General features: G+C 58.0%; 27 protein-coding genes and 1 tRNA gene. 11 read left to right on the forward strand and 17 right to left on the reverse strand.

Annotated elements, in window-relative coordinates:
- Window positions 1-306 precede the first annotated feature (306 nt).
- Together rpoD and GGE33_RS27800 are read left to right on the forward strand one after the other, a co-directional pair.
- Window positions 307-2,367 (forward strand): RNA polymerase sigma factor RpoD, encoded by a 2,061-nt coding sequence (gene rpoD / locus GGE33_RS04790; RefSeq protein ID WP_148147544.1) that lies wholly within the window; start codon window positions 307-309, stop codon window positions 2,365-2,367.
- 114 nt (window positions 2,368-2,481) lie between these two features.
- Window positions 2,482-3,765: a DUF930 domain-containing protein gene (locus tag GGE33_RS27800; RefSeq protein WP_183821425.1), complete on the forward strand. Its 1,284-nt coding sequence runs from the start codon at window positions 2,482-2,484 to the stop codon at window positions 3,763-3,765.
- Between the two features lie 8 nt (window positions 3,766-3,773).
- Here GGE33_RS27800 and GGE33_RS04800 read toward each other — a convergent pair whose 3' ends face one another.
- From GGE33_RS04800 to GGE33_RS04815, 4 genes are all read right to left on the reverse strand, one after another.
- Window positions 3,774-3,998 carry a hypothetical protein gene (locus tag GGE33_RS04800; RefSeq protein ID WP_183821426.1) on the reverse strand — a complete coding sequence of 75 codons (225 nt, stop codon included), beginning with the start codon at window positions 3,996-3,998 and terminating at the stop codon, window positions 3,774-3,776.
- 305 nt (window positions 3,999-4,303) lie between these two features.
- Complete coding sequence (locus GGE33_RS04805) at window positions 4,304-4,594, reverse strand: hypothetical protein (protein WP_183821427.1); 291 nt, start codon at window positions 4,592-4,594, stop codon at window positions 4,304-4,306.
- A gap of 695 nt (window positions 4,595-5,289) precedes the next feature.
- Window positions 5,290-5,799, reverse strand: a complete 510-nt coding sequence (locus GGE33_RS04810) for a hypothetical protein (RefSeq protein WP_183821428.1) — start codon at window positions 5,797-5,799, stop codon at window positions 5,290-5,292.
- Window positions 5,796-6,095, reverse strand: a complete 300-nt coding sequence (locus GGE33_RS04815) for a helix-turn-helix domain-containing protein (protein ID WP_246435736.1) — start codon at window positions 6,093-6,095, stop codon at window positions 5,796-5,798. The genes GGE33_RS04810 and GGE33_RS04815 overlap by 4 nt, the downstream gene beginning before the upstream one ends.
- On the opposite strand from GGE33_RS04815, the gene GGE33_RS04820 reads away from it, so the two are divergent.
- Entirely contained in the window at window positions 6,094-6,483 is a 390-nt protein-coding gene (locus GGE33_RS04820; RefSeq protein WP_183821429.1) for a hypothetical protein, read from the forward strand. The two genes, GGE33_RS04815 and GGE33_RS04820, sit on opposite strands and share 2 nt — an antisense overlap.
- Window positions 6,484-6,543: 60 nt before the next feature.
- Here the strand turns inward: GGE33_RS04820 and GGE33_RS04825 are convergent.
- Window positions 6,544-6,619: transfer RNA gene (locus GGE33_RS04825), tRNA-Ile, on the reverse strand.
- A gap of 216 nt (window positions 6,620-6,835) precedes the next feature.
- On the opposite strand from GGE33_RS04825, the gene GGE33_RS04830 reads away from it, so the two are divergent.
- Complete coding sequence (locus GGE33_RS04830; RefSeq protein ID WP_183821430.1) at window positions 6,836-7,579, forward strand: SIMPL domain-containing protein; 744 nt, start codon at window positions 6,836-6,838, stop codon at window positions 7,577-7,579.
- 96 nt (window positions 7,580-7,675) lie between these two features.
- Here GGE33_RS04830 and GGE33_RS04835 read toward each other — a convergent pair whose 3' ends face one another.
- The gene (locus GGE33_RS04835) at window positions 7,676-8,029 is read right to left on the reverse strand and encodes a hypothetical protein (RefSeq protein ID WP_148147551.1); all 354 of its coding nucleotides are present in this window, start codon (window positions 8,027-8,029) and stop codon (window positions 7,676-7,678) included.
- Window positions 8,030-8,163: 134 nt separating this feature from the next.
- On the reverse strand, window positions 8,164-8,586 hold the full coding sequence (locus tag GGE33_RS04840; protein WP_183821431.1) for a secondary thiamine-phosphate synthase enzyme YjbQ: 423 nt from the start codon (window positions 8,584-8,586) through the stop codon (window positions 8,164-8,166).
- Between the two features lie 241 nt (window positions 8,587-8,827).
- On the opposite strand from GGE33_RS04840, the gene GGE33_RS04845 reads away from it, so the two are divergent.
- Together GGE33_RS04845 and GGE33_RS04850 are read left to right on the forward strand one after the other, a co-directional pair.
- Window positions 8,828-9,553, forward strand: coding sequence for a phosphatase PAP2 family protein (locus tag GGE33_RS04845; RefSeq protein ID WP_148147553.1), 726 nt, complete (start codon window positions 8,828-8,830; stop codon window positions 9,551-9,553).
- Window positions 9,554-9,636: 83 nt separating this feature from the next.
- A complete protein-coding gene (locus tag GGE33_RS04850) occupies window positions 9,637-10,425 on the forward strand; it encodes an SDR family NAD(P)-dependent oxidoreductase (RefSeq protein ID WP_183821432.1) in 789 nt (262 codons plus the stop codon).
- Window positions 10,426-10,461: 36 nt separating this feature from the next.
- Here the strand turns inward: GGE33_RS04850 and GGE33_RS04855 are convergent, their stop codons facing one another.
- Genes GGE33_RS04855 through GGE33_RS04865 form a run of 3 tightly spaced genes read right to left on the reverse strand, consistent with a single transcriptional unit; the run spans window position 10,462 to window position 13,822 of the window.
- On the reverse strand, window positions 10,462-11,673 hold the full coding sequence (locus tag GGE33_RS04855) for an SAM-dependent methyltransferase (RefSeq protein WP_183821433.1): 1,212 nt from the start codon (window positions 11,671-11,673) through the stop codon (window positions 10,462-10,464).
- The gene (locus GGE33_RS04860; protein ID WP_183821434.1) at window positions 11,673-12,470 is read right to left on the reverse strand and encodes a DUF1365 domain-containing protein; all 798 of its coding nucleotides are present in this window, start codon (window positions 12,468-12,470) and stop codon (window positions 11,673-11,675) included. Before GGE33_RS04860 ends, GGE33_RS04855 begins: the two co-directional genes overlap by 1 nt.
- Window positions 12,467-13,822: an NAD(P)/FAD-dependent oxidoreductase gene (locus tag GGE33_RS04865; protein ID WP_183821435.1), complete on the reverse strand. Its 1,356-nt coding sequence runs from the start codon at window positions 13,820-13,822 to the stop codon at window positions 12,467-12,469. The genes GGE33_RS04860 and GGE33_RS04865 overlap by 4 nt, the downstream gene beginning before the upstream one ends.
- 114 nt (window positions 13,823-13,936) lie before the next feature.
- Here GGE33_RS04865 and GGE33_RS04870 point away from each other — a divergent pair, with 114 nt between their 5' ends.
- From GGE33_RS04870 to GGE33_RS04880, 3 genes are read left to right on the forward strand one after another with little or no spacing between them, the layout of a single operon-like run.
- A complete protein-coding gene (locus GGE33_RS04870) occupies window positions 13,937-14,614 on the forward strand; it encodes a sigma-70 family RNA polymerase sigma factor (protein WP_246435737.1) in 678 nt (225 codons plus the stop codon).
- The gene (locus GGE33_RS04875; RefSeq protein ID WP_183821436.1) at window positions 14,611-15,270 is read left to right on the forward strand and encodes a ChrR family anti-sigma-E factor; all 660 of its coding nucleotides are present in this window, start codon (window positions 14,611-14,613) and stop codon (window positions 15,268-15,270) included. Before GGE33_RS04870 ends, GGE33_RS04875 begins: the two co-directional genes overlap by 4 nt.
- Window positions 15,271-15,279: 9 nt before the next feature.
- Window positions 15,280-15,687 (forward strand): DUF2177 family protein, encoded by a 408-nt coding sequence (locus GGE33_RS04880; protein ID WP_183821437.1) that lies wholly within the window; start codon window positions 15,280-15,282, stop codon window positions 15,685-15,687.
- Between the two features lie 87 nt (window positions 15,688-15,774).
- On the opposite strand, the gene GGE33_RS04885 is transcribed toward GGE33_RS04880, so the two are convergent.
- Both GGE33_RS04885 and GGE33_RS04890 read right to left on the reverse strand, forming a co-directional pair.
- Complete coding sequence (locus GGE33_RS04885; protein ID WP_148147560.1) at window positions 15,775-16,164, reverse strand: response regulator; 390 nt, start codon at window positions 16,162-16,164, stop codon at window positions 15,775-15,777.
- 114 nt (window positions 16,165-16,278) lie between these two features.
- Window positions 16,279-17,211: a DnaJ C-terminal domain-containing protein gene (locus tag GGE33_RS04890; protein WP_183821438.1), complete on the reverse strand. Its 933-nt coding sequence runs from the start codon at window positions 17,209-17,211 to the stop codon at window positions 16,279-16,281.
- A 418-nt stretch (window positions 17,212-17,629) separates the two neighbouring features.
- Between GGE33_RS04890 and GGE33_RS04895 the strand changes: the two genes are divergently transcribed.
- Window positions 17,630-18,349, forward strand: a complete 720-nt coding sequence (locus GGE33_RS04895) for a Crp/Fnr family transcriptional regulator (RefSeq protein WP_148147562.1) — start codon at window positions 17,630-17,632, stop codon at window positions 18,347-18,349.
- Here GGE33_RS04895 and GGE33_RS04900 read toward each other — a convergent pair.
- A complete protein-coding gene (locus GGE33_RS04900; RefSeq protein ID WP_183821439.1) occupies window positions 18,346-18,690 on the reverse strand; it encodes a response regulator in 345 nt (114 codons plus the stop codon). The two genes, GGE33_RS04895 and GGE33_RS04900, sit on opposite strands and share 4 nt — an antisense overlap.
- A gap of 219 nt (window positions 18,691-18,909) precedes the next feature.
- Here GGE33_RS04900 and GGE33_RS04905 point away from each other — a divergent pair, with 219 nt between their 5' ends.
- A complete protein-coding gene (locus GGE33_RS04905; RefSeq protein ID WP_183821440.1) occupies window positions 18,910-19,626 on the forward strand; it encodes a Crp/Fnr family transcriptional regulator in 717 nt (238 codons plus the stop codon).
- A gap of 87 nt (window positions 19,627-19,713) precedes the next feature.
- Here GGE33_RS04905 and pepT read toward each other — a convergent pair whose 3' ends face one another.
- The 4 genes from pepT to GGE33_RS04925 all read right to left on the reverse strand — a co-directional run bounded on the left by pepT (window position 19,714) and on the right by GGE33_RS04925 (window position 23,968).
- On the reverse strand, window positions 19,714-20,949 hold the full coding sequence (gene pepT, locus GGE33_RS04910; protein ID WP_183821441.1) for a peptidase T: 1,236 nt from the start codon (window positions 20,947-20,949) through the stop codon (window positions 19,714-19,716).
- Between the two features lie 149 nt (window positions 20,950-21,098).
- Window positions 21,099-22,379 carry a TRAP transporter large permease gene (locus tag GGE33_RS04915; protein WP_148147566.1) on the reverse strand — a complete coding sequence of 427 codons (1,281 nt, stop codon included), beginning with the start codon at window positions 22,377-22,379 and terminating at the stop codon, window positions 21,099-21,101.
- Window positions 22,379-22,900, reverse strand: a complete 522-nt coding sequence (locus tag GGE33_RS04920) for a TRAP transporter small permease (RefSeq protein ID WP_148147567.1) — start codon at window positions 22,898-22,900, stop codon at window positions 22,379-22,381. Before GGE33_RS04920 ends, GGE33_RS04915 begins: the two co-directional genes overlap by 1 nt.
- An 81-nt stretch (window positions 22,901-22,981) precedes the next feature.
- On the reverse strand, window positions 22,982-23,968 hold the full coding sequence (locus GGE33_RS04925; RefSeq protein WP_183821442.1) for a TRAP transporter substrate-binding protein: 987 nt from the start codon (window positions 23,966-23,968) through the stop codon (window positions 22,982-22,984).
- Between the last annotated feature and the right edge of the window lie 50 nt (window positions 23,969-24,018).

The raw sequence follows: 24,018 nt of genomic DNA on the forward strand, positions 1-24,018 counted from the left end.
AGGTGTAACGCGTCTTTTTCCAATTTTCCGGTGTAAATGTCGGGGAAAAGCTTGACGGATCGTTAATTTGTGGGAATCACCATTTCAAGGCAAGTTAGGCGGATTAGGGCAGTTGTGTCGGTGCTACCGGCAATCCGAGACATATGGTCTTTGCAAGGCCGTCGTCTGTGGTAATTCGGAATTAAAGGTCATTCCGTTACGAGTGGGCAAGTGATTCGCGGTTAGGGTATGAAGCCTTCAACCGCCAGCCATCAACGTGGCCCATCTGGTGCGGCGCAGTGGCGTTCAGGGAAAGTGACGAAATACATGGCAACAAAAGTCAAAGAAAACGAAGAAGCCGAGAACGAACGCGAAGCCTCGCATGACGGTCCGCTTCTCGATCTTTCTGATGACGCGGTCAAGAAGATGATCAAGGCCGCGAAAAAACGCGGCTATGTGACCATGGACGAGCTGAATTCGGTTCTGCCTTCGGAGGAAGTAACCTCCGAGCAGATCGAAGACACGATGGCGATGCTGTCCGACATGGGCATCAACGTGGTCGAGGACGAGGAGGCCGAGGACGGCGCCAGTCGCGACGACGATGACAGCTCCGATGGCGACGACAACGAAAGCGAAAGTGGCGAACTGACAACGTCCGGTGGCACCGCCGTCGCGACTGTCAAGAAGAAAGAGCCGACCGACCGAACCGACGATCCGGTGCGCATGTATCTGCGCGAGATGGGATCGGTCGAGCTTCTGTCGCGCGAAGGCGAAATCGCGATTGCGAAGCGCATCGAGGCCGGCCGCGAAACCATGATCGGTGGCCTCTGCGAAAGCCCGCTGACCTTCCAGGCATTGATCATCTGGCGCGACGAACTCAACGAGGGCACGACGCTGCTGCGCGAGATCATCGATCTCGAAACGACCTATTCCGGTCCGGAAGCCAAGGCGGCGCCGCAGTTCCAGAGCCCGGAAAAGATCGAGGCCGACCGCAAGGCTGCCGAAGAGAAGGAAAAGAGCCGCAAGGCCCGCATGTCTGCTGCCAATGACGACGATATCACGTCGGTCGGCGGCGATATGCCGATGGAGGAAGAGGAAGAGGACGACGATGAGTCGAGCCTGTCCCTTGCTGCCATGGAAGCGGAACTGCGTCCGCAGGTCATGGAAACGCTCGACCTGATCGCCGACACCTACAAGAAGCTGCGCAAGCTTCAGGACCAGCAGGTTGAGGCGCATCTCTCCTGTTCGGGCACGCTGTCCTCCGGCCAGGAGAAGCGCTACAAGGAACTGAAGGACGAGCTGATCACGGCAGTTAAGTCACTGTCGCTCAACCAGAACCGCGTCGATTCTTTGGTCGAGCAGCTCTACGACATTTCCAAGCGCCTGATGCAGAATGAAGGTCGTCTGCTGCGTCTTGCCGAATCCTATGGCGTCAAGCGCGACAGCTTCCTTGAGCAGTATCAGGGTGCCGAGCTCGATCCGAACTGGATGGAATCGATCGGCAATCTTGCAGCCAAGGGCTGGAAGGAATTCGCCAAGGCCGAGACCCGCACGATTTCGGATATCCGTTCGGAGATCCAGAATCTTGCGACTGAAACCGGCATTTCCGTTGCCGAATTCCGTCGCATCGTGTCGATGGTGCAGAAGGGCGAGCGTGAAGCGCGTATCGCCAAGAAGGAAATGGTCGAAGCCAACCTTCGCCTCGTCATCTCGATCGCGAAAAAGTACACGAACCGCGGCCTGCAGTTCCTCGACCTCATTCAGGAAGGCAATATCGGCCTGATGAAGGCTGTCGACAAGTTCGAGTATCGCCGCGGTTACAAGTTCTCGACCTATGCGACCTGGTGGATCAGGCAGGCGATCACCCGTTCGATCGCCGACCAGGCCCGCACGATCCGTATTCCGGTGCACATGATCGAAACGATCAACAAGATCGTTCGTACCTCGCGCCAGATGCTGCACGAGATCGGCCGCGAGCCGACGCCGGAAGAACTGGCTGAAAAGCTGGCGATGCCGCTCGAAAAGGTCCGCAAGGTGCTGAAGATCGCCAAGGAGCCGATCTCGCTCGAAACCCCGGTGGGTGACGAAGAAGATTCGCATCTCGGTGACTTCATCGAGGACAAGAACGCGCTTCTGCCGATCGACGCCGCCATCCAGGCGAACCTGCGCGAGACGACGACCCGCGTTCTGGCCTCGCTCACCCCGCGTGAAGAACGCGTGCTGCGCATGCGTTTCGGCATCGGCATGAACACGGACCATACGCTGGAAGAAGTCGGCCAGCAGTTCTCGGTTACCCGTGAACGTATCCGTCAGATCGAAGCCAAGGCGCTCCGGAAACTCAAGCATCCGAGCCGCTCCAGGAAGCTCAGGAGCTTCCTGGACAGCTAGCCCTGGGGCAAGCTCCGGTCGTTCCTCGGCAGCTAAGGCTTTCGGAACGGTCTTCAACTTATCGGCATATTGCCCGGCAGATGAAAGTCTGCCGGGCTTTTTGTTGTTCGCCATGTGCCGCAGGGACTTCATACCGCCGTTCTTTCATCCTACATCGGTGGCATGCAGGAAGGATCGCAGAAGCCACGTCACAAGCTTTATGGAGGCATTGCCGCCTCTGTCGCCCTGCATGTCATCATTGCGGTGGCTCTCTTCGTGCGACTTCCTGCCGCCGAAATGCAGCCACCTCAGGAAGAAAGCGTTTCGGTCGAGATCGTACCGCCGCCGGAAGAGCAGCCGGACGAGGAAAAGCCAGCGGAGCAGGAGCAGGCGTTGAACCTGACTATGCCGGAGCAGAAGCCGGAAGAGCAGCAGGCGCCGCCGCCACCAGAGCCAGAAAACACGCCCACCGAGGAGGCCAAGGCCGAGCCGCCTCCACCTCCGCCTCCGCCAGCACCGGAAGAAAAGGTGGAAGCCGAACAGCCGCCACCTGCAGAGCCGCAGCCACCGACTGAAGAGCAGGCGAACGAGGAGCCGCCACAGGCGCCGCCATCCGAGCCCGCCCCCGCGGACCAGCCGCAGAACAACGAGCCTCAGGAGGCGAATGGGCGCCCGCTACCGGTTCTTCGCCCCGTGTTCGAGTTCGGAGAAAACAGCAAGGGATCGGGCGTTTCTACCGACGGCAATGCAGCCGAGGAGGGGGAGGTTGCGAAAGCCGAGGATCGGGATCCCGAAATCCCGCCAGAGGCAGCCGAAGAGACGAGCGAGGCAGCGGCAAGCGAAGCCAAACCTGAGGCCAAGGCCGAAACCGGGGCAGCTGCGCCGGCGCTGCCGCAAGATGTTGCGCCGCCTTCTCTTGAAACGGCCCATGCAGATCCGCTCGCAACCAGCGATGACGGCACGATCGAAGGCATCCTTGCCGATATTGCGGCAGAGCCGGTGGAGAAGCCGCCAGAAAAGGAAAAGCCTGTCGAGGATGAAGCTTCGAAGGCCAAGCCGATGAAGGAGGCCAAGCGCTTGTTCTCGCAGACGGATACGTCAGATGCCTCGGCGACGACGGCGATGGCCAATATTCCGCGCGGTGTGCGGGCGAGCCAGCTCTGCACCACGGAATTAAGGGAACAGTTGCGGCATGGTTCTCCTGCCTATCAGCCGGAAATTCTGCCGTCCTATTCGCTGCCGCAGGGAAACGTTCTCGATATCCGCAGCGCGGCCTTCCGGGCCGGTGCGCAATGGTATGACGTGCGTTTTCGCTGCGAGATTGACGACGGCGCGACGAAGGTGGTGTCCTTCGGCCTCGAAGTCGGCGGCGCGGTGCCACATAACCAGTGGAAGGCCAGGCGGTTTCCCGAGTTCTGATCTACCGCTTATCGGGTCTCTGCCTTGTCGAGCATCTGGATCAGCTCACGGATGACATCCAACGCTTCGTTCAGCACAACCAGTATTTCATCCGAGGGGATTGAATCGAGATTTTCAATTGCATCGGTAAGCTTTGCCACGATGTCCGTACTGAGTGTTGTTGCGTCTGCTGCCATGCCGAACCCTCTGCCTGCTGATTGCAACCGAAGGAAAGTGTCATGCATGGTGCTCAAGTCAATGGTTCCGGCGTCTCATATCGCTTGAAAGCCGTCAGAAGGATCCCATCAAGGCGATGAGGAACTGCCGTATCGCGCTTTAAATCAAATGTCCTGAGGTCGACTTAGCCGCCGGCCTGTAGGAGGGCTATTCTAATACGCTTGAAAGCTGACCGAAGGAATACGGCAGGGGCGGCCGGACCCGAAATGTTGCCCCTGTGGCTGGGCGGGTTGCGTATTGATAATCCTGGTAGATCTGCCGCGGCAGACATATCTGAAGCGGACTGGTATGTCTCGCACTCAGTCGACGACCGCGTAAATCCTCATTCACCTTTGAAGAAGCGCCACGCATCGAAAACCGCCATCGATATTGTCGCGGCGGCTACGAGGAAGGCTAATATCGCCTCCCGCCGGGCGAGTGTGATCCTGGTCTCGACTCTCTTTCCATCCCAATAGAGTTCGCCCGAAGCCTCGTGCACACCAAACAAGGCTAAGCCGTCTATGGATATTGGAACGACTCCTGCCGGCCATTCTGCAGGCGGCTTGGCGTCCGAGATTTTATTGGCACGCAGGTTGTCCCATGGCATGTCTATTTTTTCTTTATTCTTGGCCATGGCCCCCATCATCGTCAGTCGGATCTTCGATGGAATTGATTTATCATAGCAAAATCAGACAAGCTATTCGTAACAGATGCCGAGTGCGCAGAACGAATCGGGTTAACTACAGACCAGTTCAAGGTGGCGCTTCATGCGGCAACGCGGGCCGGCTTTCCGGCAAAGGATCTGCTGTTCGCTGATCGCAGATATTGGCCGGCGGTGAAGGCTTGGCTCGATCGACGGTATGGTCTTTCGGACAGGGAGTTCGGTGGACCGTATGCGCCTGACGGCAAGGAGAACTGGAAGTAGAAAAGGCCAGGGACTCCAAAACCCCGGCGTGATCTGCATAAGCGCTTATGCGGTTCTTCGTAGGAAAGGTCGGATAATCCGGCAGACTTCGCCCTTTTGTAAAGTACGCTTATCGCTGCGTCGACCAACCTGGCAGGGTTCAATCGTCGTCGTCGAAGTCATCATCCGTCAACAGCATCATGGATCGCTTGCTTATCCTGACAATCATCGAGCGCTCATGCTTGAATATCATCGGCTGCGCGAACTGCCATTTGATTGTGATATCCAAAGTCTGGGCTTCGACACGATGAAAGCGACTGGCGCATACCGGAAGAACCGCTCCCATATGATGAACGAACCGGTGATGATCGCAACGATCGCTCCGAATCCTTGGAATGCTTCCCACATCGATAATCTCCGATGTTTTAACGCTGTTTATCGTCGGCGTAGCTCAGGCGGTTTCGGTTTCGCTCGACCAAATATTCCGTGATTGTGGGTACACGTTTCTGGTCCATATGCATGTATGGCGCAAAGCTGTTTTCCAGCTCCTGGCTCATTTGTAGAAGTGATCGCAATTCTCGATGGGCCTCGGAGACGTGGTGCTGTCTTTCGGGGCCAACTTCGAGGCCGTCGAAGCTCAATGCGTGGGTCGACATGTTGATCGCGGCAGCGTGGATCTGGCCGAGCAGCTGATGAACGTCCGGACCGAAGAGAAATTGAGCCTCGCCACGAGTTCGGTGAAAGCTGGCGATCAGAAGCGTATCGAGGTGCACCCCCTTCGAGAGGGCGGCATGAAGGAAGGCTTCGACCGATTTATAAACTGACCAGCGTCGATCAAATAGGTCGAGCATTACCTTTTGGTGCGCCGTGCGCCACTGCATGAAAGCAACGGTAAGCACTAGGCCGCTGATAATCGTTGTTGCCCAAGCGTTCATTGCTTCAGCCTCACGCCTGGTCCACCGTCGACGATGGCGCCATCATCAAGGAAGGATACGCCGCCAGCCTTAAGCGCTGCTTTGATGCCGGCCAGATTGTTTGGGCTCGGTACGCTCCGGCCTTTCTCGAAATCTCGGACGGTGCTTTCTCCCAAGTTGGATGCCTGGGCCAATTCAGTTTGTGACCAGTCCAGCAGGCCGCGTGCAGCCCTTGGTTGTTCCTTGGTAATCATCTCGTTCCCCATCAACGATATCCGTTTATGGTCAACGAATATCGTTAATGGAGATTTGATCATGCCGAACACCACCGTTCCGGCCGCCGCCGAAGGATTGCCTACCGATACGATTGTGAGTAACCGGATCCGTGAGTTGATGCGAGAAATCAGCGAGCTTCTCGACCGCGCCGGTTCGGGTAGGACATCCTTTGTGACGATCCATGCTGCCGGCAGTGGCCGTGCGAACCATATCGATCTCGATCTGATCGAGCCGACGGTTTCTTCGCTCTTGCTGCAGGGCGTCGACACTCAGGGTGAGGCGAAGGGCTACATCGACCTCGTTGGCCATGCGGTGGAGGGAATTGAACCAAACCAGGAAGCGAACGCTCTTCAGTATGTGCTGTCAGCGATTCGTAAGTCGGTCGATCGTGCGCAGGAAGCGGTTGAGCGCGCACGGATGCAAATCTAGCTGATGTTGCCCGAAAATGCCTCTCGAATATGAGTGTTTGTGCGGAAAGGCTGGAAAATATGGTGGGCCCGGAGGGACTCGAACCCCCAACCAAGCGGTTATGAGCCGCCGGCTCTAACCATTGAGCTACAGGCCCTGCCGGTGAGGGCAGTGGTTCGACGCAATGGTTCGTCTCACCTTGGTGCCCGCTCTAACGCAATTCTTCACCGGTCACAAGCGGTTGCCGCAATAGCTTCACAATGAACCTGCAGGTATGGTTCTGTAATGTCAACGAATTGCCTCGTTCCCATCACTTTCAGCCTGCTGCAGGCTGGGTGGGTCGAAATTTAGAGAAGAACACAAGGAAGAACCGATGAAGCCTTTCACCCGTTTTGCTTATGCCGCACTCCTCGTGCCCATGGTGCTTTCCGGTCCCTTGTCCAGTAGCGTTTTGGCTCAGGAAAGCAAACCGCGCGAAGCTCAGATCAACGTATCAGGCGAGGGGGAGACCGCCGTCGCTCCCGATATGGCCATCCTTTCCCTGACCGTGCTGCAGCAGGCTGAGACCGCCGAAGCGGCCCTCACTGCCAACAATGCCGCCATGCGCAATGTAGTCGGTGCGCTGCGTGAACGCGGGGTCGAGGAAAAAGATATCCAGACAAGCCAGTTCCAGATTTTTCCACGCCACGAGCAGACGGATGCAAAAGATGGAAACTCGGATCCCGGCAAGATCGTCGGGTATCAGGTCAGCAACGCCCTGACCGTTCGGGTGCGTGATCTCTCAAAACTCGGGGCGCTCCTTGATCAGTCGGTCAAGCTGGGCGTCAATGAAGGAGGGCAGATCAGCTTCACCAACGATAATCCAGAAGCTGCTTTGACCGAGGCTCGCAAGAAAGCCGTCGCTCAGGCACTTGCCAAGGCAAAGACTTTGACGGAGGCCGCAGGTGTCAAGCTTGGCCGTATCATCGAGATGAGCGAAAATTCGGTGCGTCCTATGGCGCAGCCTATGATGCGGATGGCGATGGCAAAGGAAATGGCCGGGGATTCCGTTCCTGTAGCAGCCGGAGAAAGCACCTATACGGTAACTGTCAATGTGACCTTCGCCTTGCAGCAGTAAGCTGACTGAAGGTCGCATGTCCCCCCCCCAAAAAAAGCCCGGTCGCACATGCGGCCGGGCTTTTTGGTTTTGCAGATCACGGTTCGGGCTGATGCCCTAGCGGCGAATTACCGGGCATCCGCGTTCGTTGGCGAAGACCACGCGGTCACGGCCATGCCGGTCGCGACCCACGACGACGATGGCGCGGCGGGAGGCATCGACAATCCGGGCGCGCCGCAGCCCCATGCGCTCGGCCTTATCGAGCGCACGCCCTGGGGAGCAGCCGGGGCGGTCATGATGGCGGCGCCAATCGCGGCCCCGATCGTCATGTCTTTCGTAATATTGCACGTATATGCCGTTTCCATTGGGGCCGAAGCCTCGTTCGGAGGCGGCCGCTGTGGACGCGGTGGCGGAAATACCGCTCAGGGCGACGATTGCGGCAAGTCCGATCCTGGTGAGCAAACTGGTCATGGGAGATCCTCCGGTTGCAGCCGTTTTTCTTTTCGCCATGTCAGGCGATGACCGGATATTATGTCTCAAAGCCTGAACGCATCCCCAAGGGTACGTTCAGGCTGGGTTCAGCGCGGCAACGGGTGATCCGGGTGTCAGGCTGAAAGATGGAGAACAATTTCGCGGCGATGTGGCTGGTCGCGATGTTCAAAAAGATAGATGCCTTGCCATGTGCCGAGCATCAGGCGGCCCCCATTCACCGGGATGCCTATCGATACTGCTGTCAGTGCAGCCTTGATATGAGCCGGCATGTCATCCGGCCCCTCGGTCGTGTGAACGACCCAGCTCATGTCCGGATGGATGGAGGGAGGGACCAGTCGGCCGAAAAAGCTTTTCAGATCCCTCTGGACGTCGGGATCGGCGTTTTCCTGTATGAGCAAGGAACATGACGTATGCCTGACAAACACTGTCAGTAGCCCTTGGCCGACATGATGGTTGCGAACGAAGGCGTCAGCCTGGTCCGTGAATTCGTACAGGCCCTGGCCGTGGGTGGATACGGAAAGCATGGTTTGCGGCATTAAATCCTCCGTTTTTCCGCCCGATCATCTTTTAGCTGATCTCGTGTTCTCCATGTAGAGGAGAGGCATGCATCCGTTTTCAGGTCGAGGGTTACCAGAATCAGCGCAAGCGGGTTAGCGTAGGCCAGATGATCGTCAGGACCTACCAAACGTCAATATGGGCGGAATGGCCTGTCAAATTCTTGCGTGATAGCGCTTATCCCCTATCTAGACTGGAGGTTCAACAAGCCTGCGAGAGAGCATGCCACTGCATCAGCAATTCAGTCGTCGTTTCATCGATCGTTTCATGACTTTCGAGCCGATAAGCCTTATCATCTTCGCCTTGATGGCAGGCGGGATTTTTGCCTTCCTGACGCTGACGGGAGAGGTGCTTGAGGGAGATACACATGCGTTCGACGAGGAAATTCTGCTTGCACTGAGGCAGGCAACCGATCTTGCAGTGCCGATCGCTCCTTCCTGGGTGACGCATGCCGTGGGTGATATTACCGCGCTTGGCGGGGTTACGGTGCTTTCGCTGATGACTGTTCTCGCTGTCGTCTACCTTTTACTCGCGCGCCAAACGGCAATTGCGATATTCATGTTTCTTTCGATCGCCGGCGGGTGGGTTGTGAGCAGCGCTCTCAAGCTCGGTGTTGCGCGGCCTCGCCCGGATATCGTTCCGCATCTGGTCGAGGTTCATGACATGAGCTTTCCGAGCGGCCATGCGATGCTTTCGGCTGTCACCTATCTGACCCTCGCAGCACTTCTTTCCCGTGCGCAACAATATCGCTCCACGCGGATATTCCTTCTGGCTACGGGGATCCTGCTGACGTTCATGATAGGTTTGTCGCGCCTCTATCTTGGCGTTCATTACCCAACCGATGTGCTGGGTGGTTGGTGTGCCGGTGCCGCCTGGGCTGCCGGTTGTTGGCTGCTGGCACGCCGCTTCATTGAACGAGAGCCGAAAAACTCCATCTCCATCCGCTGAAATTTCTCATTATGCAAATCCACATTGTTGGGATCCAATAGTCGCAGCCCTGCGTATCAAGCATGAGCTCGATAGAGGATGCCATGGCTGAAACGATAACAGGAAGACGCCTTGCCTGGATTACCGGTGCGAGTTCGGGCATAGGGCGCGCGGTCGCGCTGAAGCTGGCGGACCGAGGCTGGCAGGTGGCGGTCAGTGCGCGTTCCGGCGCCAAGCTCGAGGCGCTTGCGGCGGAGCGGCCGGGGCTTATCCATGCCTATCTTCTCGATATCACCGAAGGGGAATCGGTGAGGGATGCGGCGCTGAATATCGAGCAGTCACTCGGGCCTATCGATCTCGCGCTATTTTCCGCCGGCGGATATGTGCGTGAAAGCGCGCGCCGGTTCGATGCCGAAAAGCTGGCTGAACTGTTCAATCTGAATGTCGTCGGTACCGGGCATGCGCTTCAAGCGGTGATGGCGCCGATGATTGCTCGGCGTCGCGGACATATTGCGGTGGTTGCCTCGGTGGCCGGTTATATCGGCCTGCCGGGTGGTGGAGTTTATGGCGCAACGAAATCGGCGCTGATTACCCTTTGCGAAGCGTTGCGGCCGCAGCTTGAACGGGAAGGGGTGGTACTACAGGTCATCAATCCCGGCTTTGTCGATACGCCGATGACGAAGACGAACGATTTTCCGATGCCCTTCCTAATCAAGGAAGACGAGGCGGCCGACGCCATCATCAAGGGGCTTGAGAGTCGGCGATTCGAGATCGTCTTTCCGTGGAAGATGAAGGTGGCGATGAAGCTGCTTGCCGCTTTGCCTTATCCGCTCAGCCTTGCCGTGACACGCAGGATGCTTCGCAAGGAGGATGCCATCGATTCAAAAAGATAGAGCGTCCTTTGTGCGTCCATTCGGACGCACGGCGCTCTAGCGAGCAAGCCTGAACTGCACGACATCGAGGCGGCCGGTGCGAAATCCGGCGGCGCAATATTGCAGGTAATAGTGCCACATGCGGAAGAAGCGTTCGTCAAAGCCGTGGGACATTATGCGCTGCCAGTTCTCTCTGAACGCCTTGTCCCACAAAAGCAGGGTGCGCTCGTAATCGCGGCCGAAGCAGAAGCGATCCTCGACCGAAAATTCTGAGGCTCGTGCGGTGGCTTCGAACGCCATGATGCTGGGCAGCATGCCGCCTGGGAAGATGTAGGCCTGAATGAAGTCCGCATGGCTTCGGTAATGGGCGAACCGTTCTTCGGCGATCGTGATGACCTGAACGAGAGCCTGTCCCTTCGGAGAAAGCAGGGATCTGACCCGGTCAAAATAGGTTTGCCAGTTCTCTTCGCCGACCGCCTCGAACATCTCGATCGAGACGATCTTTGTGAATGTGCCTTCGCAGTCGCGATAATCTTCCAGACGGATATCGGCGCGGTCTTCGAAGCCTGCCTGCCTCAGCCGCGTTTCGGTAAAGGCGGCCTGTTCCTTGGAGAGCGTCAGCCCGGTGACGCGGCACCCGGTTGCGCGGATCGCCTCTTCGGCAAAGCCGCCCCAGCCGCAGCCGATCTCGAGCACATGATCATCCTTGCCGATCTTCAGTTCCTTGATGATGCGGCGGTATTTGGTTTTCTGCGCATCGGCCAGGTTTTCGCGCGGGTTGGAGAAAATGGCGGAAGAATAGGTCATGGTTTCATCGAGCCACTGCCCGTAGAATGCATTGCCGAGGTCGTAGTGGTAGGCAATGTTGCGGCGACTGCCGGCCTTCGAATTGCGGTTCAGCCGATGGCGGATGCGCGCGACGAAGGCGGCAAGTGGGCTCGCCTTCATGATGCCCTGCCAGCGAGCCTCGTTGGCGATTGCCAGATCCATCACTGCGCCGAGATCCGGAGTTTCCCATTCGCCTTCGAGATAGGACGTGGCAAAGCCGAGACTGCCGCCCGTCGCCAGTCGGCGAAGCGGGCGCATCGTCCTGAATTCGATCGTGGCTGTCGGACCGCTTGCCTCTCCAACGAAACGCGCTTCACGGCCGCTCGGAAACCGCAGCGCCAGTTGCCCTACTACCAAGCGATTGGCCCATCGGCAGAGAATTCTTTCAAGAAACGAAAAGGACGGCAACGGCAGTTCAAGCTTGTGGTCGACATCCGACATCAGCGGGTCTCCGTCCGTGGGGTATGGGCTACGATGGTCGAGGCTCTGGGTGAGGCTGCGCGCGCATGACGATGAACGGGCACCCGCTTCAGCCACAGGCGCAGCGCCTCCCAATGGATGGCGGCCGTTACCTTGAACGTCATCAGCGGATATCTGAAAAAGGCCATCGCCAAGCCGCGGTCGGTGAGGGGTGACTGCCTGCCCTGGAACATCGCATAGAGAAACATGCCGTCAGCGTCGGATTCCTTGATGGCGATCCGCACCTGCTCTGCAGGTATCCTTACCGAGAAATCGTAGCGGCAATCCATCGGCACGAAGGGCGAGACGTATAAATCCTTCGTACAGGAATGGCTTATCTGGCCGCCGTCCTCGCCAGCGGCTGGAATGATATAGGCGTGGCGTTCGTGGAAGGTGTTGCAGACTTCGTAGATGACTGCGCGCAATTCGCTCTGACGATCGTAGCAGAAATAGACGGTGAGGGGATTGAAGACGTAACCGAAAATGCGGGGGTAGCAGAGAACCCTTATGCTCAGGTGATCCGTATTTATTCCGGCATCCAAGAGTTGGCTCGCAACCCATGTCTTGAGGCCGCCCGATACGCCGTCGCCATGGTCCTTTTCCCAGAAGCTGAACAGGCCCCGCCGGTTGACGCCGAAAAGGCGCAGCGATCTGTCCAGCGTGGGAAGTTCGTCGAGATCGAGCAACAGCGAAAAGACGCTGTAGCGCAGGTTATGCTTTTTCGGCCTTAGCCTCGTGTGGACGACAGCGCCGGCATAGATGCTGGAGGTCTGGCTCATTCGGCAGCCTCGCGGAATTCCTCGATCCTGATGCGGCCGGATTCGTTTTCGACGCTCCATGGGCGGCGGTCACCTCCGAGCGCCTCGGCGACGGCGAGCCCCGATTGAAGGCCATCCTCGTGGAAGCCGCTGCCGAAATAGGCGCCGCAGAACCATGTGCGGTTGCGGCCTTGAAGCTGCCAAAGGTCGTTCTGGGCTTTCAGGGCGCGCGTGTCGAAGCGCGGGTGGGTATAGTCATAGGTGCCGTGGATCAATGTCGGCTGCGGTTGCCGGTTTGGGTTGAGCGTGAGGAAGAGAGACCGGTCTGTGCCGAGCTTCTGAAGCCTGTTCATCCAGTAAGTGACGCAGAGCTGCTGATCGCCGTTGCCTTCCGTGCCGCTCAGATAGTTCCAGCTCGACCAGACATTGCGGTGTTTCGGCATCAAGGCCGGATCGCTGTGCAGGACCGCCTTGTTGCGGGTGTAACCGAACGCGCCAAGCAGATCCCGTTCGTGGTCGTCGGCATCTGTCAGCATGTTGAGGGCTTCATCCGCATGGGCTGCGATCACCACATCATCGAATTCGTCCGAATGGCCGTGCGTGTCGGTCATCGTCACGCCGTTTGCGGCGCGGCGGATCGAGGCAATCGGAGTGGAAAGCCGGATCGTTCCATTGAAATCTGCGGTCAGGCGCATGACATATTCCCTGCTTCCGCCTTCGACGGTGCGCCATTGCGGCCTGCCGGAGAGAAGCAAAAGGCCATGGTTGATGAAGAAGCGCAGGAAGGCGTGCAGGGGATAATCATGCATTTCCTTGGCTGTCGTCGACCAGATGGCGGCTCCCATCGGCATCAGGTGATCGTTGATGAAGGTCGCGGAGTAGCCTGCCTGACGGAGATAGTCACCGAGCGTGATCTCCTGCATATCCGGCTGATTCAGAAGGGCGGGGGACTGCTTGTAGAATTTGAGAACGTCGCGCAACATGGACCAGAAGCGGGGCCGGACGATGTTTCGTTTCTGCCCGAGAAGTCCTTTCAGGCCGGTGCCGCTATATTCGAACCCGCCATTATCCATGGATGCTGCAAACGACATGTCCGAAGCGATCGTCGGCACGTTCAGATGTTCGAACAAGGCCACGAGGTTTGGATAATTGGTTTCATTATAGACGATGAAGCCGGTATCGACTGCGACGCTGCGGCCCTCTATTTCGACATTCACGGTATTGGCATGACCACCCAGCCGGTCAGAGGCTTCATAAAGGGTGACATTATTGCTTTTCGACAATAGCCATGCGCAGGACAGGCCGCTGATGCCTGAGCCGATGACTGCGATCCTTTTCGCTTCCCGTCCGAAATTCCCAGTCAAAGGCGTCATCCCAGCATCCTCGCTCTCGTCTGCAATCCAATACGAACTAGGGCGGCAATCGGATCTCTGCAAAAACTCACAAAGGGTGTGATCCACATCTGGAAGTCTTTCGTAAAGCTTGCCATGAACTTGAGCTCACCTATCTCGCTTGATAAATGGCAAATATACCGACCGTCGCCTATACGGCTGGCGGGACTAGCAGCGCGTGGGCTCGGGATGAACAATAAAAACTCCGGTGGCTCGGACGCCGAGGATCTCGCGAAGGCCGAGATGGTGCGGCTCCTTTCCATCGTCGGACGGGACCGCAGCGCAGATGCGTTCGAAGCTATATTCCGGTTTTATGCACCACGCATCCGCAGCTTCATGGCAGCCAAAACCAAAGACAGGCAAGCTGCCGAAGAGTTGATGCAGGAAACCATGACTGCTGTGTGGAACAAGGCCGGACAATTCGATCCTGCTCGCGGCAACGTGTCTGCTTGGATCTATACAATCGCGCGCAATGTGCGCATCGATGCCTACAGGCGCAAACGCCCGGAATTCGACATGAATGATCCGGCGTTCGTTGCTGACGACGTCGCCCCAGCCGATCAGGAGTTCCAGCAGATTCAGGAAGCGCAGTTGTTGCGCGGTGCGATGGCGACCTTGCCGGAGGAGCAACTGGACGTGCTGCGACGGGCCTTCTTCGATGAGGCTTCGCATTCGACGATCGCGCGCGATCTCGGTGTTCCGCTCGGAACCGTGAAATCACGCATCAGGCTGGCATTCGAGAAACTACGTTCCTCGCTGGAGGGACGGCTATGAACGTGAAGCATCATTTGAGCGACGAGTTTCTGATCGAATATGCCGCGGGAAGCCTTTCGGAAGGTTGGAGCCTTGCTGTGGCGAGCCATCTGGCGCTTTGCCCCGAATGTCGCCGTCGCCTTCATGCGATGGAAGGGGCTGCGGGAGCGCTTTTGGATAAGGCAGACGAAAGCGCCAACGAAGACGAGGCCTGGGCACGCTTCAAGGCACGGGCGGCTGATATCAAGGTCGAGGAAATCAAGCTTGAGGCTCCAAGGGCTACAAAGCAGACAGTCGTGCTTCCGGAGCCACTTCGATCCTATGTCGGTGGCGACCTTGCAGACCTCAAATGGCGAGCGCTCGGGCGTGGTGCCTATCAGATCCTGATCGATACGAAGGATAAGAACACGCAGGTGAGGCTGCTGCGAATTCCGGCCGGAAAGCCGGTGCCGGAGCACACCCATGAGGGACGCGAGCTGACTCTGGTGCTGGCGGGAAGTTTCCACGATGGCGAAGAGCTGTTCGCCCGCGGGGATATAGAGGAAGCCGACGGCGATCTGCTGCATACACCCAAGGCGACAGAGGGAGAGGATTGCATCTGCCTCGCCGTGACCGAAGCGCCGCTCAAATTCTCGAGCTGGATTGTGCGGCTGGTGCAGCCGATCCTGAAAATCTGAGAGGACGAGATGACCTATCTGCTCGCCTATATGGGAACTGTGGTCGCCTTCCTCGGTCTGGATTTTATCTGGCTCGGCACGGTCGCCACGGGTTTTTACCGCAGCCGGATCGGCAGCCTTCTGCTTGACCAACCTAACTTCGTAGTCGCCGGTATTTTCTATCTCTTCTATGTTGCCGGTATCGTCTACTTCGCAGTTCAGCCGGCGCTGGTGTCCGGAAACTGGACTACAGCAGCCATTGCAGGTGCCATTCTCGGCCTGATTGCCTACGGCACTTACGACATGACGAACCTTGCTACTCTGAAGAACTGGTCACCGATGGTGAGTGCCGTCGACATGGCCTGGGGGACGGTTCTTACCTCGTTTTCGGCGGTCGTCGGCTATTGGGTGGCGCAGAAGTTTTCCAGTGGCATCTGAATGTCGCCGATCGGCGACATGGGCGCGTGCTCAACGGCGAAGCATATTGCTGGGCCATTTTTGAGCGAGATATCCGTGATGCTGTGATCAAGCAGTGCTGCTTGCGCCAAACGTCTCTGCGACCAACCGGTTGAGCTTTTGGGGATGCCAAGGCTTGGGAAGCATGGGCAGGCCTTTCAGCCTGCTCTTGAGTTCCGGCAGTTCGGCATGGCTGCTGCAGATGATAACCGGAACGTCCCGTTCCCGAAGCATCTCGATGACCGGAACTGACAGTTCGCCATGGAGATTGAGATCGACGATGGCGCCCGCCAGATCATTGCGCGGGATTGCATCCATCGCGTCGGCGATCCTGCCGAAAGGGCCTATGATGTTGTGGCCGGTTTGGAGCAGATGGTCTTCCATGTCCATCGCCAGAAGAAGATCGTCCTCCAGTAGGAGGATGTTCGGATAGTCGTTCAGATCATCGGCTTCCGTCATTTTACCTTTACAGTGTGATATAAGGACCAGGGCAAGATGACACCTAGTCCAAATATTTCAAGCGTGGCTTTCGTCTTACACGACGTTTGACAGACTTATAAAGTTCCACCTTACTTAAAGGTTAAGATGTTTGCGCGGATCTTCGTTGGGCTTTTCCGGCAAGTTCTCCATCAATGCTGCAAGGTCAGGATCCGGTTTTTCCGATAGGACGATCTTCACCGTCGCCAGCAGGTCACCATATCCACCGCTGGGCTTCGGGGCACCCTTACCCTTAAGACGCAGCGTCGTGCCGGTATTGGTGTTGGGCTTTAGCGTTACATTCAGGTAACCTCCGGGCGTCGGTACCTTGATCTTGCCGCCGAGCACCGCCTCGCGAATGGTGATCGGGATTTCCACGCGGATATCATCGCCGTCGCGCTTAAAGAACGGGTGCGGTTTGATCTTGATCTCGATGAGGGCGTCGCCATCCTGACCTTTTGGCGCGCCTTTGCCTCCCTTGCCGCGCAGGCGCAAGACCTGGCCGTCGCGCGTGCCTGCGGGGATCTTTACATCAAGCGATGAACCGGTGCCGAAGGAGACCGGTGCGGTCGTGCCGTTGATGGCGTCGAGGAAGGGGACTTCCATTGTGTAGTGGACGTCTGCCCCCTTCGAGCGAAACTGCCCGCCGCCGAATTGCGAGCCTGTCTGACCTCCGCGGCGGGACATGAAGCTTTCGAAAATATCCTCGAAACCGCCGAATTGCGAAAAGCCGCCTTCGTCGAAAAAGGCTTCTCCGCCATTGGCGCCGGCATATTCGCGATGCTGCTGGAATGGAGCGCGTTCGACGCCATTGATGTCGATCTCGCCACGGTCGAAGCGGGCGCGCTTTTCCTCATCGCCGAGGATTTCGTTGGCGGCGGATATCTCCTTGAAGATGTCCTCGGCCTTCTGATCTCCGGGGTTCAGATCGGGGTGATATTTCTTGGCGAGCTTTCGAAAGGCGCTCTGGATGTCCTTCTGCGACGCATCCTGCTTCACGCCCAAAATTTCATATGGATTCTGTCTCATCACTACCTCCAGACGCAAAACATGAGTTGAAACCAAAGCCGTTTCGGGGAGCCGAGGGCACGGTTTCAGGCGGCTTTGCAGCGGTCCGATCCGTCATCGGACAAGGGTAATGGACGGCGCTCCGCTTTATCCGGCGGGCACTAAAGGGGATCATGCCTTCGTCGCACCATATCCTCATCAAGCAACATGGTCGGTAGAAGCTGCGGAATTCATCGTGCCGGTCCCAATCAGGCAACCGGCAATCATGAGGTGGTGTTTCCAAATGGGAACTTCAAGGGAGGGTTACCGTTACCAATGCGCCCGCCGGGGTGAGGAATACGCAGCGATGACCAGTTCTGAAGGTTCAGACTGAGGACGCGCGAACCGCCCGAAACGGTGGTGAACTGGACGCAACAAAGAGGACAAGGAAAAGATGGACATGAAAAACCAGAACAAGCTCCTGGCGCTTCTCTCTCACGATGACTATGCCGCCCTCGAACCTGTCTTGGAACGAATTGATCTTCCGCAAGGCTTTGTGCTGTCGGCGCCGGGCGAACCGCTCGAATACTGCTATTTCCCGTTTTCCGGCGTGATCTCCACTGTCGTGACATCCCCGTCTGGCAAGCGCACGGAGATCGGGCTTCTGGGCCGCGAGGGCGTGTCACCGTCTTCCGTTGCGCTGGGCGCGGCGGATGCACCCTATCTCGTCGTCATGCAGGTGCCGGGACATGGCGTGCGCGTGCCGATTGCCGTGATGCGCAGGATGATGGAAGTCTCGCCTGGCTTGAAGCGGCTTTTGACGCGCTGGGCGCATGTGGCGATGAGCCAAGCCGCTTTCACGGCGCTGTCGAATGCCATCCATCCTGTCGATGAGCGGCTGGCGCGCTGGATCCTGATGTGCCACGACCGTGTGGATGGCGATGCGATCGACCTGACGCACGAATTCCTGGCGATCATGCTGTCGGTACGCCGACCGAGCGTGACGGTGGCGCTACATGTGCTGGAAGGCAAGCAACTGATCTATTCGCATCGCGGCACGATCATTGTTCGTGACCGCAAGGCGCTGGAGCAGTTTGCTGCGGATTCCTATGGCGGTGCCGAGCGGGAATATGAACGCATGTTCGGCGATATCGAGGATATCACCCGCAAATCGGCTTAAGTGATTGCAAGCCGGGTTCTGATCCGGTCGGCCAGGGCGTCCGGATCGCTCGGCTTGCTCATCCATTCGCTGCCTTCGAAAAGCTCCGCATTCCATTCCGGCGGCTTTTCGCTGCCGGTATAGATCATGAAGGGGATGCTGTTTTTCTGCAGGCTGACAAGGACTGGCTGGCTGTCGCCGTCGTTAAGGTAGAGGTCCAGCAGTACGAAGTCGGGTGAGGATTGTTCAAGCCAAGCCATCGCTTCTTTTTGGGAGCGCAGCGTGACAAAGTTGCTCATGCCTTTGTCGACCAGCGCTTCCTCGATGTCGAGGGAGATCAGCGGCTGGTCTTCCAGCAACAATATGAGCTTGTCTGCCAAATCGAATCTATTCCCCTTCAAGATACTGATTAGTTAAACGGTTTTTGCGCGCGTGTACCCCTTTGTCTGATACCGTACCGAGGGGGTCCGGCGGGTTGTGTCGCGAATTTTATGGCCATAGATGGAAATCGTTCAAATCAAGCGGAGACTTCTCGTTCAGAGGAAGCCGAACAGGCCATGTTCTCCTATCAAGGATGAGCGATGGCTGACATTCGGCAAACGGCGGTCCGTAACAATTTGCTTCGGCTGATGAGCCCTACGAGCTTCTCCGCAATTGCCGCCCATCTGAAGCCGGTGGACCTGCCGCGCGGTTTCGAGCTCTCGGAACCGCATGAGGCTGCGGAATATGCCTATTTCCCAGAGACGGGCATTGCCTCGATCGTCGCCCGCTCACCGCAAGGGCAGCATGCCGAGATCGGTATTTTTGGCCGTGACGGGATGACGCCGGCGGCAGTCGTGCTTGATGCGGGGTCCGATCCGTTTTCGATCTTCATGCAGGTTCAGGGTGACGGTTTCCGCATCTCGACCGAGCTTTTGAAATCGCTGCTCGATCAGGATGGCGATCTCAAGAACCTGCTTGGGCGCTATGTTCAGGCGCTTTCGGTTCAGGGGGCGTTTACCTCGCTCTCCAACGCCGTCCACCATATCGACGAACGGCTGGCGCGGTGGATATTGATGTGCCACGACCGCACCGATGGCGACGAGATCAGCCTGACGCATGAGTTCCTGTCGATCATGCTGGCGGTCCGGCGTCCGAGCGTGACGACGGCGCTGCATGTGCTTGAGGGCCGCAAGCTGATCTATTCCGAACGTGGCATGATCATCGTGCGCGACAGGCCGGCGCTCGAACAGTTCGCGGCCGATGCCTACGGCGAAAGCGAGCGGGAATATTTTCGGCTGCTTGGACCTTACAACTGATCACAAGAGCCTAAGCAGTCAGCAATAGGGCGCCAATCCGTTTCCGAATTGACGCCCAGAAAGCGATCCAGAAAGCCTGCCGGCTTATCAGGCGCGCTCTTCCCAGAGCTTGGCCAGTTCGACGATCGTCTTCACGGCCTTTTCCATGTCCTGGCTGCTGACCCATTCGATCGGCGAGTGGAAGGCGTGGCCGCCGGCGAAGATGTTTGGGCAGGGCAGGCCCATGAAGGAGAGACGTGCACCGTCGGTGCCGCCGCGAATGCTGCCGCGTACCGGCGACATGCCGGCCCGGCGGATCGCCTCGATGGCGTTGTCGACGATCTCGGGGTGATGGTCGAGCACTTCCTTCATGTTGCGATACTGCTCGGTGATCTTCAGCGTATGAGACGAACCGGGATAGTCGGCCATGACTTCTGCGATGATGGTTTCGAGCAGCTTTGCCTTTTCTTTCAACCCTTCTGTCCTGAAATCGCGCAGAATGAGGCTGATCTTGGCGCCTTCCATCGTACCGGAGACGGAGGTCGGATGGATGAAACCGTCGCGGCCCTTTGTCGTTTCAGGCGTCATGTCCTTCGGCAGTTTGGCGATGATGTTTCCGGCGATGCGGATGGCGTTTTCCATTTTGCCAAAGGCGAAGCCCGGATGGATCGCGACGCCCTTGATCAGGATGTCGGCGCTATCGGCCGAGAACGTCTCGTCCTCGATTGTGCCGGCCGTCTCGCCGTCGAGCGTGTAGCCGAAATCGGCTCCGAGTTTCTGCAGGTCGACCTTGGCGACGCCGCGGGCGATTTCCTCGTCGGGCGTGAAGAGGATGCGGATCGTGCCATGCTTGATATCGGGATTGGCGAGCAGATATTCGGCAGCGGTCATGATCTCGGCAAGGCCGGCCTTGTCGTCGGCGCCCAGCAGCGTCGTGCCGTCGGAGGTGATGACGTCGTGGCCGATCTGGTTCTTCAGTTCCGGATGTTCGGACGTCTTGATGGTGCGGCTCTTGTCGCCCGGCAGCGTGATGTCGCCGCCCTGGTAATTCTGGATCACCTGCGGCTTGACGTTGGTGCCGGAAAAATCCGGTGCGGTGTCCATGTGGGCGCAGAAACAGATGACCGGGACGTTGTTCTTGCCGGTGTTCGAGGGGATGGTCGCGTAGACGTAACCGTGTTCATCGAGTTCGGCATCCTTCACACCGATCGCCTGCAACTCACCGACCAGAAGCCGGCCGAGATCGAGCTGCTTGGCTGTCGATGGCTGGGTGAGTGAAGAGGCGTCGGACTGGGTGTCGAGCACGACGTAACGGAGGAAACGGCTGGTAACGGTATCGGTCATGATGAAATCCGGATGGGACAAATGAGTATAATGCGGCTGACCATAGACCTCGGCGCGCGTGTCGTGAACCGCAATTTCTTGCATAAGAATGACGCCCGAAATGAAAGATCCCGCCGAAGCGGGATCTGGGTCTCGGATGGTGTCGCATCCTATCGGAACAGGCTCGGTAGCCAGAGCGACAAAGCGGGGATGTATGTCACCGCAAGGAGAACTGCGAGGCTGGCGCCGAAGAAGGGCCAGATCGTGCGCATCGCCTCGCGGATGGATATGCCGCCGACGGCACAACTGACGAAGAGCACGGTTCCGACAGGTGGCGTGTTCAACCCGATGCCGGCATTGAGGATCATCACGACGCCGAAATGGACCGGATCGATGCCGAAGGCCTTGACCACCGGAAGCAGGATCGGGGTAGCGATGATGACCATCGGCGCCATGTCCATGAAGGTGCCGAGGATCAGAAGGATGACGTTGATCATCAGGAGCACGATGATCGGATTATCCGAGATGGCGCTGATCGCGGCGATGATCAGTGTCTGCACCTGCAGGAAGGCCATCAGCCAGCCGAAGGAGGCAGCGGTGCCGATGACCAGCAGGACCATGGCCGTGGTGCGGACAGCGCCCATGACGGCCTCGACGAAGCCTGCCCAATCCAGCTCCCGGTAGACGAGCATGGCAACCAGGAAGGCGTAGAGGACAGCGATGCAGGAGCTTTCCGTTGCGGTGAAGACGCCGGAGCGCACGCCGCCGAAGATGATGGCGATCAGCAGGATGCCGGGGAGGGAGGCTGCCAGATAATAACCGAGGCGGCGGAAGCCGGGGAAGGCGTCGGCCGGATAACCCCGTCTGACGGCGACCCACCATGCGGTGAACATCAGTGCTGCGGCGAGAAGCAGGCCGGGGATGATACCGGCGGTGAAGAGATCGGCGACCGAGACATTGCCGCCGGCGGCGATCGAATAAAGGATCATGTTGTGCGACGGCGGGATCATCAGGGCGATGATGGCCGCATTGGCGGTGACGTTGACCGCATAATCCCGATCATAGCCGCGCTTGGCCATTTGCGGGATCATCAGGCCGCCGACGGCCGAGGCATCGGCCACGGCCGAACCGGAAATGCCACCGAACAGGGTCGAGGCGACGACATTGACCTGACCGAGGCCGCCACGCATGTGCCCGACCAGACCGGCCGCAAAGCGGATCAGTCTAGCAGCGATGCCGCCGCGCACCATCAGGTCGCCGGCGAAAATGAAGAACGGGATCGCCATCATGGCAAAGACGTTCATGCCGGAATTCATCTGCTGGAAGACGACGATCGGCGGCAGACCGAGATAAAGCACCGTCGCGAAAGAGGCGATGCCGAGGCAGAACGCAATCGGCATGCCGATGATCATCAGGAAAGTGAAGGAAGCGAAAAGGATCGTATAGGCCATTACGCAGCCTCCTGGACAAGCACGTCGGCCGCGATTTCCTCGCCGATTGCGACATCGATGAAACGTTCAAGCGCAAAGATCGCGATCATCGCACCGCCGGCGATCATCGGGAAGAAATCTGTGCCGCCCGGCCAGCCAAGCACAGGGATTCGGGCAGTCCATGTGCCGGCTGCCAGAAGGGTCGAATAATAGGCCATGCCGATACCGAAGAGCACGATAAGGCCGAGGCTCAGAAGGTCCATGGCCTTCTGGATGTTGGGCGGCATCATGTAACGGACGATGTCTAGTCCCAGATGGACGCTTTCGCGCACACCGACGGCGGCGCCAAGCATGATGAACCAGGACATCAGGTAGAGCGATAATGGCTCCGACCATGCCGGGGAGTCATTGAGTACGTAGCGGCCGAAGATCTGCCAGCCGACGATCAGCGTCATGGCGATCATGCCTATGCCGGCGATCCAGAGTGATAAGCGGCTGACAACACCCAGCGCGGGTCTTATCGCCTGCATGAATTTTCGCATTGTTCCGTTCCTCCTCCTTCCGGACTTTGCGCCGGATATGCAAAAGCCGGCCTCGAGGGAGGCCGGCTTTCATTTTTGCGATTATTGAACTGCCTGGATTTCTTCCAGCAGCGCCTTCATGCTCGCGTCGGTAACGAACTTGTCGTAGACCGGCTTCATCGCGGCGGAGAACTCGTCCTTGTTGACGTTGATGACGTTGACGCCGCCGGCGCGGACCTTTTCTTCCGAGGTCTTTTCGCGGGCGGTCCAGAGTTCGCGCATCTTCACGACCGAGTCCTTGGCTGCCTGACGGACGATCTTCTGGTCGTCCGGTGTCAGCTTGTCCCAGGAGACCTTGGACATGACCAGGATTTCCGGGTTCATCGAGTGCTGGGTCAGCGTGTAGTTCTTCGCCACTTCGTAATGACGGGCGGACTCGTAGGACGGCCAGTTGTTTTCCGCGCCATCGACCACACCGGTTTCGAGCGAGGAATAGACTTCGCCCATCGGCATCGGCGTCGGGTTGGCGCCGAAGGCCTGCATCATTGCGATCCAGAGGTCGGACTGCTGGACACGGATCTTCAGGCCCTTGAGGTCGGCCAGTTTTTCGACGGGCTTCTTGGTCGTGTAGAATGAGCGGGCGCCACTGTCATAGTAGGCCAAGCCGATCAGGCCGTGGGGTTCGAAGGCAGCCAGGATCTTGTCGCCGATCGGGCCGTCGACGACCTTATGCATATGGTCGGTCGAGCGGAACAGGAAGGGCAGGCCGAGGACGACCGTTTCCGGGATCAGGTTGTTGAACGGTGCCGCATTGACGCGGTTCATGTCGATGACACCGAAACGAGTCTGCTCGATCGTGTCCTTTTCGCCGCCGAGCATCGAGTTGTTCATCACCTGGATGGCGATACGGCCGCCGGTGCGTTCCTTGACGAGATCGCCCATATATTTGACCGCATCGACGGTCGGATAACCGTCCGGATGGATGTCGGCCGAGCGCAACGTGACCTGCTGCGCGTAAGCGAGCGGTGCGGCAGTCGTCGCAGCAAGTGCGAGCGTCAGCGCCAGCCCGAGAGCTTTCGTGATTTTCATGTTTTCCTCCTCCAAAGAAACCGGTGCCTCCACGCACCGGTTGTTCAAAA

Source organism: Aliirhizobium cellulosilyticum (assembly GCF_014198105.1).
Lineage (GTDB): Bacteria > Pseudomonadota > Alphaproteobacteria > Rhizobiales > Rhizobiaceae > Neorhizobium > Neorhizobium cellulosilyticum.

What these genes read in the sequence shown, in the direction of transcription:
- rpoD (WP_148147544.1), top strand. Translation starts at nt 307, where the DNA reads ATGGCAACAAAAGTCAAAGAAAACGAAGAAGCCGAGAACGAACGCGAA.
- GGE33_RS04805 (WP_183821427.1), bottom strand. Translation starts at nt 4,594, where the DNA reads ATGGCCAAGAATAAAGAAAAAATAGACATGCCATGGGACAACCTGCGT.
- GGE33_RS04810 (WP_183821428.1), bottom strand. Translation starts at nt 5,799, where the DNA reads ATGAACGCTTGGGCAACAACGATTATCAGCGGCCTAGTGCTTACCGTT.
- GGE33_RS04820 (WP_183821429.1), top strand. Translation starts at nt 6,094, where the DNA reads ATGCCGAACACCACCGTTCCGGCCGCCGCCGAAGGATTGCCTACCGAT.
- GGE33_RS04815 (WP_246435736.1), bottom strand. Translation starts at nt 6,095, where the DNA reads ATGATCAAATCTCCATTAACGATATTCGTTGACCATAAACGGATATCG.
- GGE33_RS04830 (WP_183821430.1), top strand. Translation starts at nt 6,836, where the DNA reads ATGAAGCCTTTCACCCGTTTTGCTTATGCCGCACTCCTCGTGCCCATG.
- GGE33_RS04835 (WP_148147551.1), bottom strand. Translation starts at nt 8,029, where the DNA reads ATGACCAGTTTGCTCACCAGGATCGGACTTGCCGCAATCGTCGCCCTG.
- GGE33_RS04840 (WP_183821431.1), bottom strand. Translation starts at nt 8,586, where the DNA reads ATGCCGCAAACCATGCTTTCCGTATCCACCCACGGCCAGGGCCTGTAC.
- GGE33_RS04845 (WP_148147553.1), top strand. Translation starts at nt 8,828, where the DNA reads ATGCCACTGCATCAGCAATTCAGTCGTCGTTTCATCGATCGTTTCATG.
- GGE33_RS04850 (WP_183821432.1), top strand. Translation starts at nt 9,637, where the DNA reads ATGGCTGAAACGATAACAGGAAGACGCCTTGCCTGGATTACCGGTGCG.
- GGE33_RS04855 (WP_183821433.1), bottom strand. Translation starts at nt 11,673, where the DNA reads ATGTCGGATGTCGACCACAAGCTTGAACTGCCGTTGCCGTCCTTTTCG.
- GGE33_RS04860 (WP_183821434.1), bottom strand. Translation starts at nt 12,470, where the DNA reads ATGAGCCAGACCTCCAGCATCTATGCCGGCGCTGTCGTCCACACGAGG.
- GGE33_RS04865 (WP_183821435.1), bottom strand. Translation starts at nt 13,822, where the DNA reads ATGACGCCTTTGACTGGGAATTTCGGACGGGAAGCGAAAAGGATCGCA.
- GGE33_RS04870 (WP_246435737.1), top strand. Translation starts at nt 13,937, where the DNA reads ATGAACTTGAGCTCACCTATCTCGCTTGATAAATGGCAAATATACCGA.
- GGE33_RS04875 (WP_183821436.1), top strand. Translation starts at nt 14,611, where the DNA reads ATGAACGTGAAGCATCATTTGAGCGACGAGTTTCTGATCGAATATGCC.
- GGE33_RS04880 (WP_183821437.1), top strand. Translation starts at nt 15,280, where the DNA reads ATGACCTATCTGCTCGCCTATATGGGAACTGTGGTCGCCTTCCTCGGT.
- GGE33_RS04885 (WP_148147560.1), bottom strand. Translation starts at nt 16,164, where the DNA reads ATGACGGAAGCCGATGATCTGAACGACTATCCGAACATCCTCCTACTG.
- GGE33_RS04890 (WP_183821438.1), bottom strand. Translation starts at nt 17,211, where the DNA reads ATGAGACAGAATCCATATGAAATTTTGGGCGTGAAGCAGGATGCGTCG.
- GGE33_RS04895 (WP_148147562.1), top strand. Translation starts at nt 17,630, where the DNA reads ATGAAAAACCAGAACAAGCTCCTGGCGCTTCTCTCTCACGATGACTAT.
- GGE33_RS04905 (WP_183821440.1), top strand. Translation starts at nt 18,910, where the DNA reads ATGGCTGACATTCGGCAAACGGCGGTCCGTAACAATTTGCTTCGGCTG.
- pepT (WP_183821441.1), bottom strand. Translation starts at nt 20,949, where the DNA reads ATGACCGATACCGTTACCAGCCGTTTCCTCCGTTACGTCGTGCTCGAC.
- GGE33_RS04915 (WP_148147566.1), bottom strand. Translation starts at nt 22,379, where the DNA reads ATGGCCTATACGATCCTTTTCGCTTCCTTCACTTTCCTGATGATCATC.
- GGE33_RS04920 (WP_148147567.1), bottom strand. Translation starts at nt 22,900, where the DNA reads ATGCGAAAATTCATGCAGGCGATAAGACCCGCGCTGGGTGTTGTCAGC.
- GGE33_RS04925 (WP_183821442.1), bottom strand. Translation starts at nt 23,968, where the DNA reads ATGAAAATCACGAAAGCTCTCGGGCTGGCGCTGACGCTCGCACTTGCT.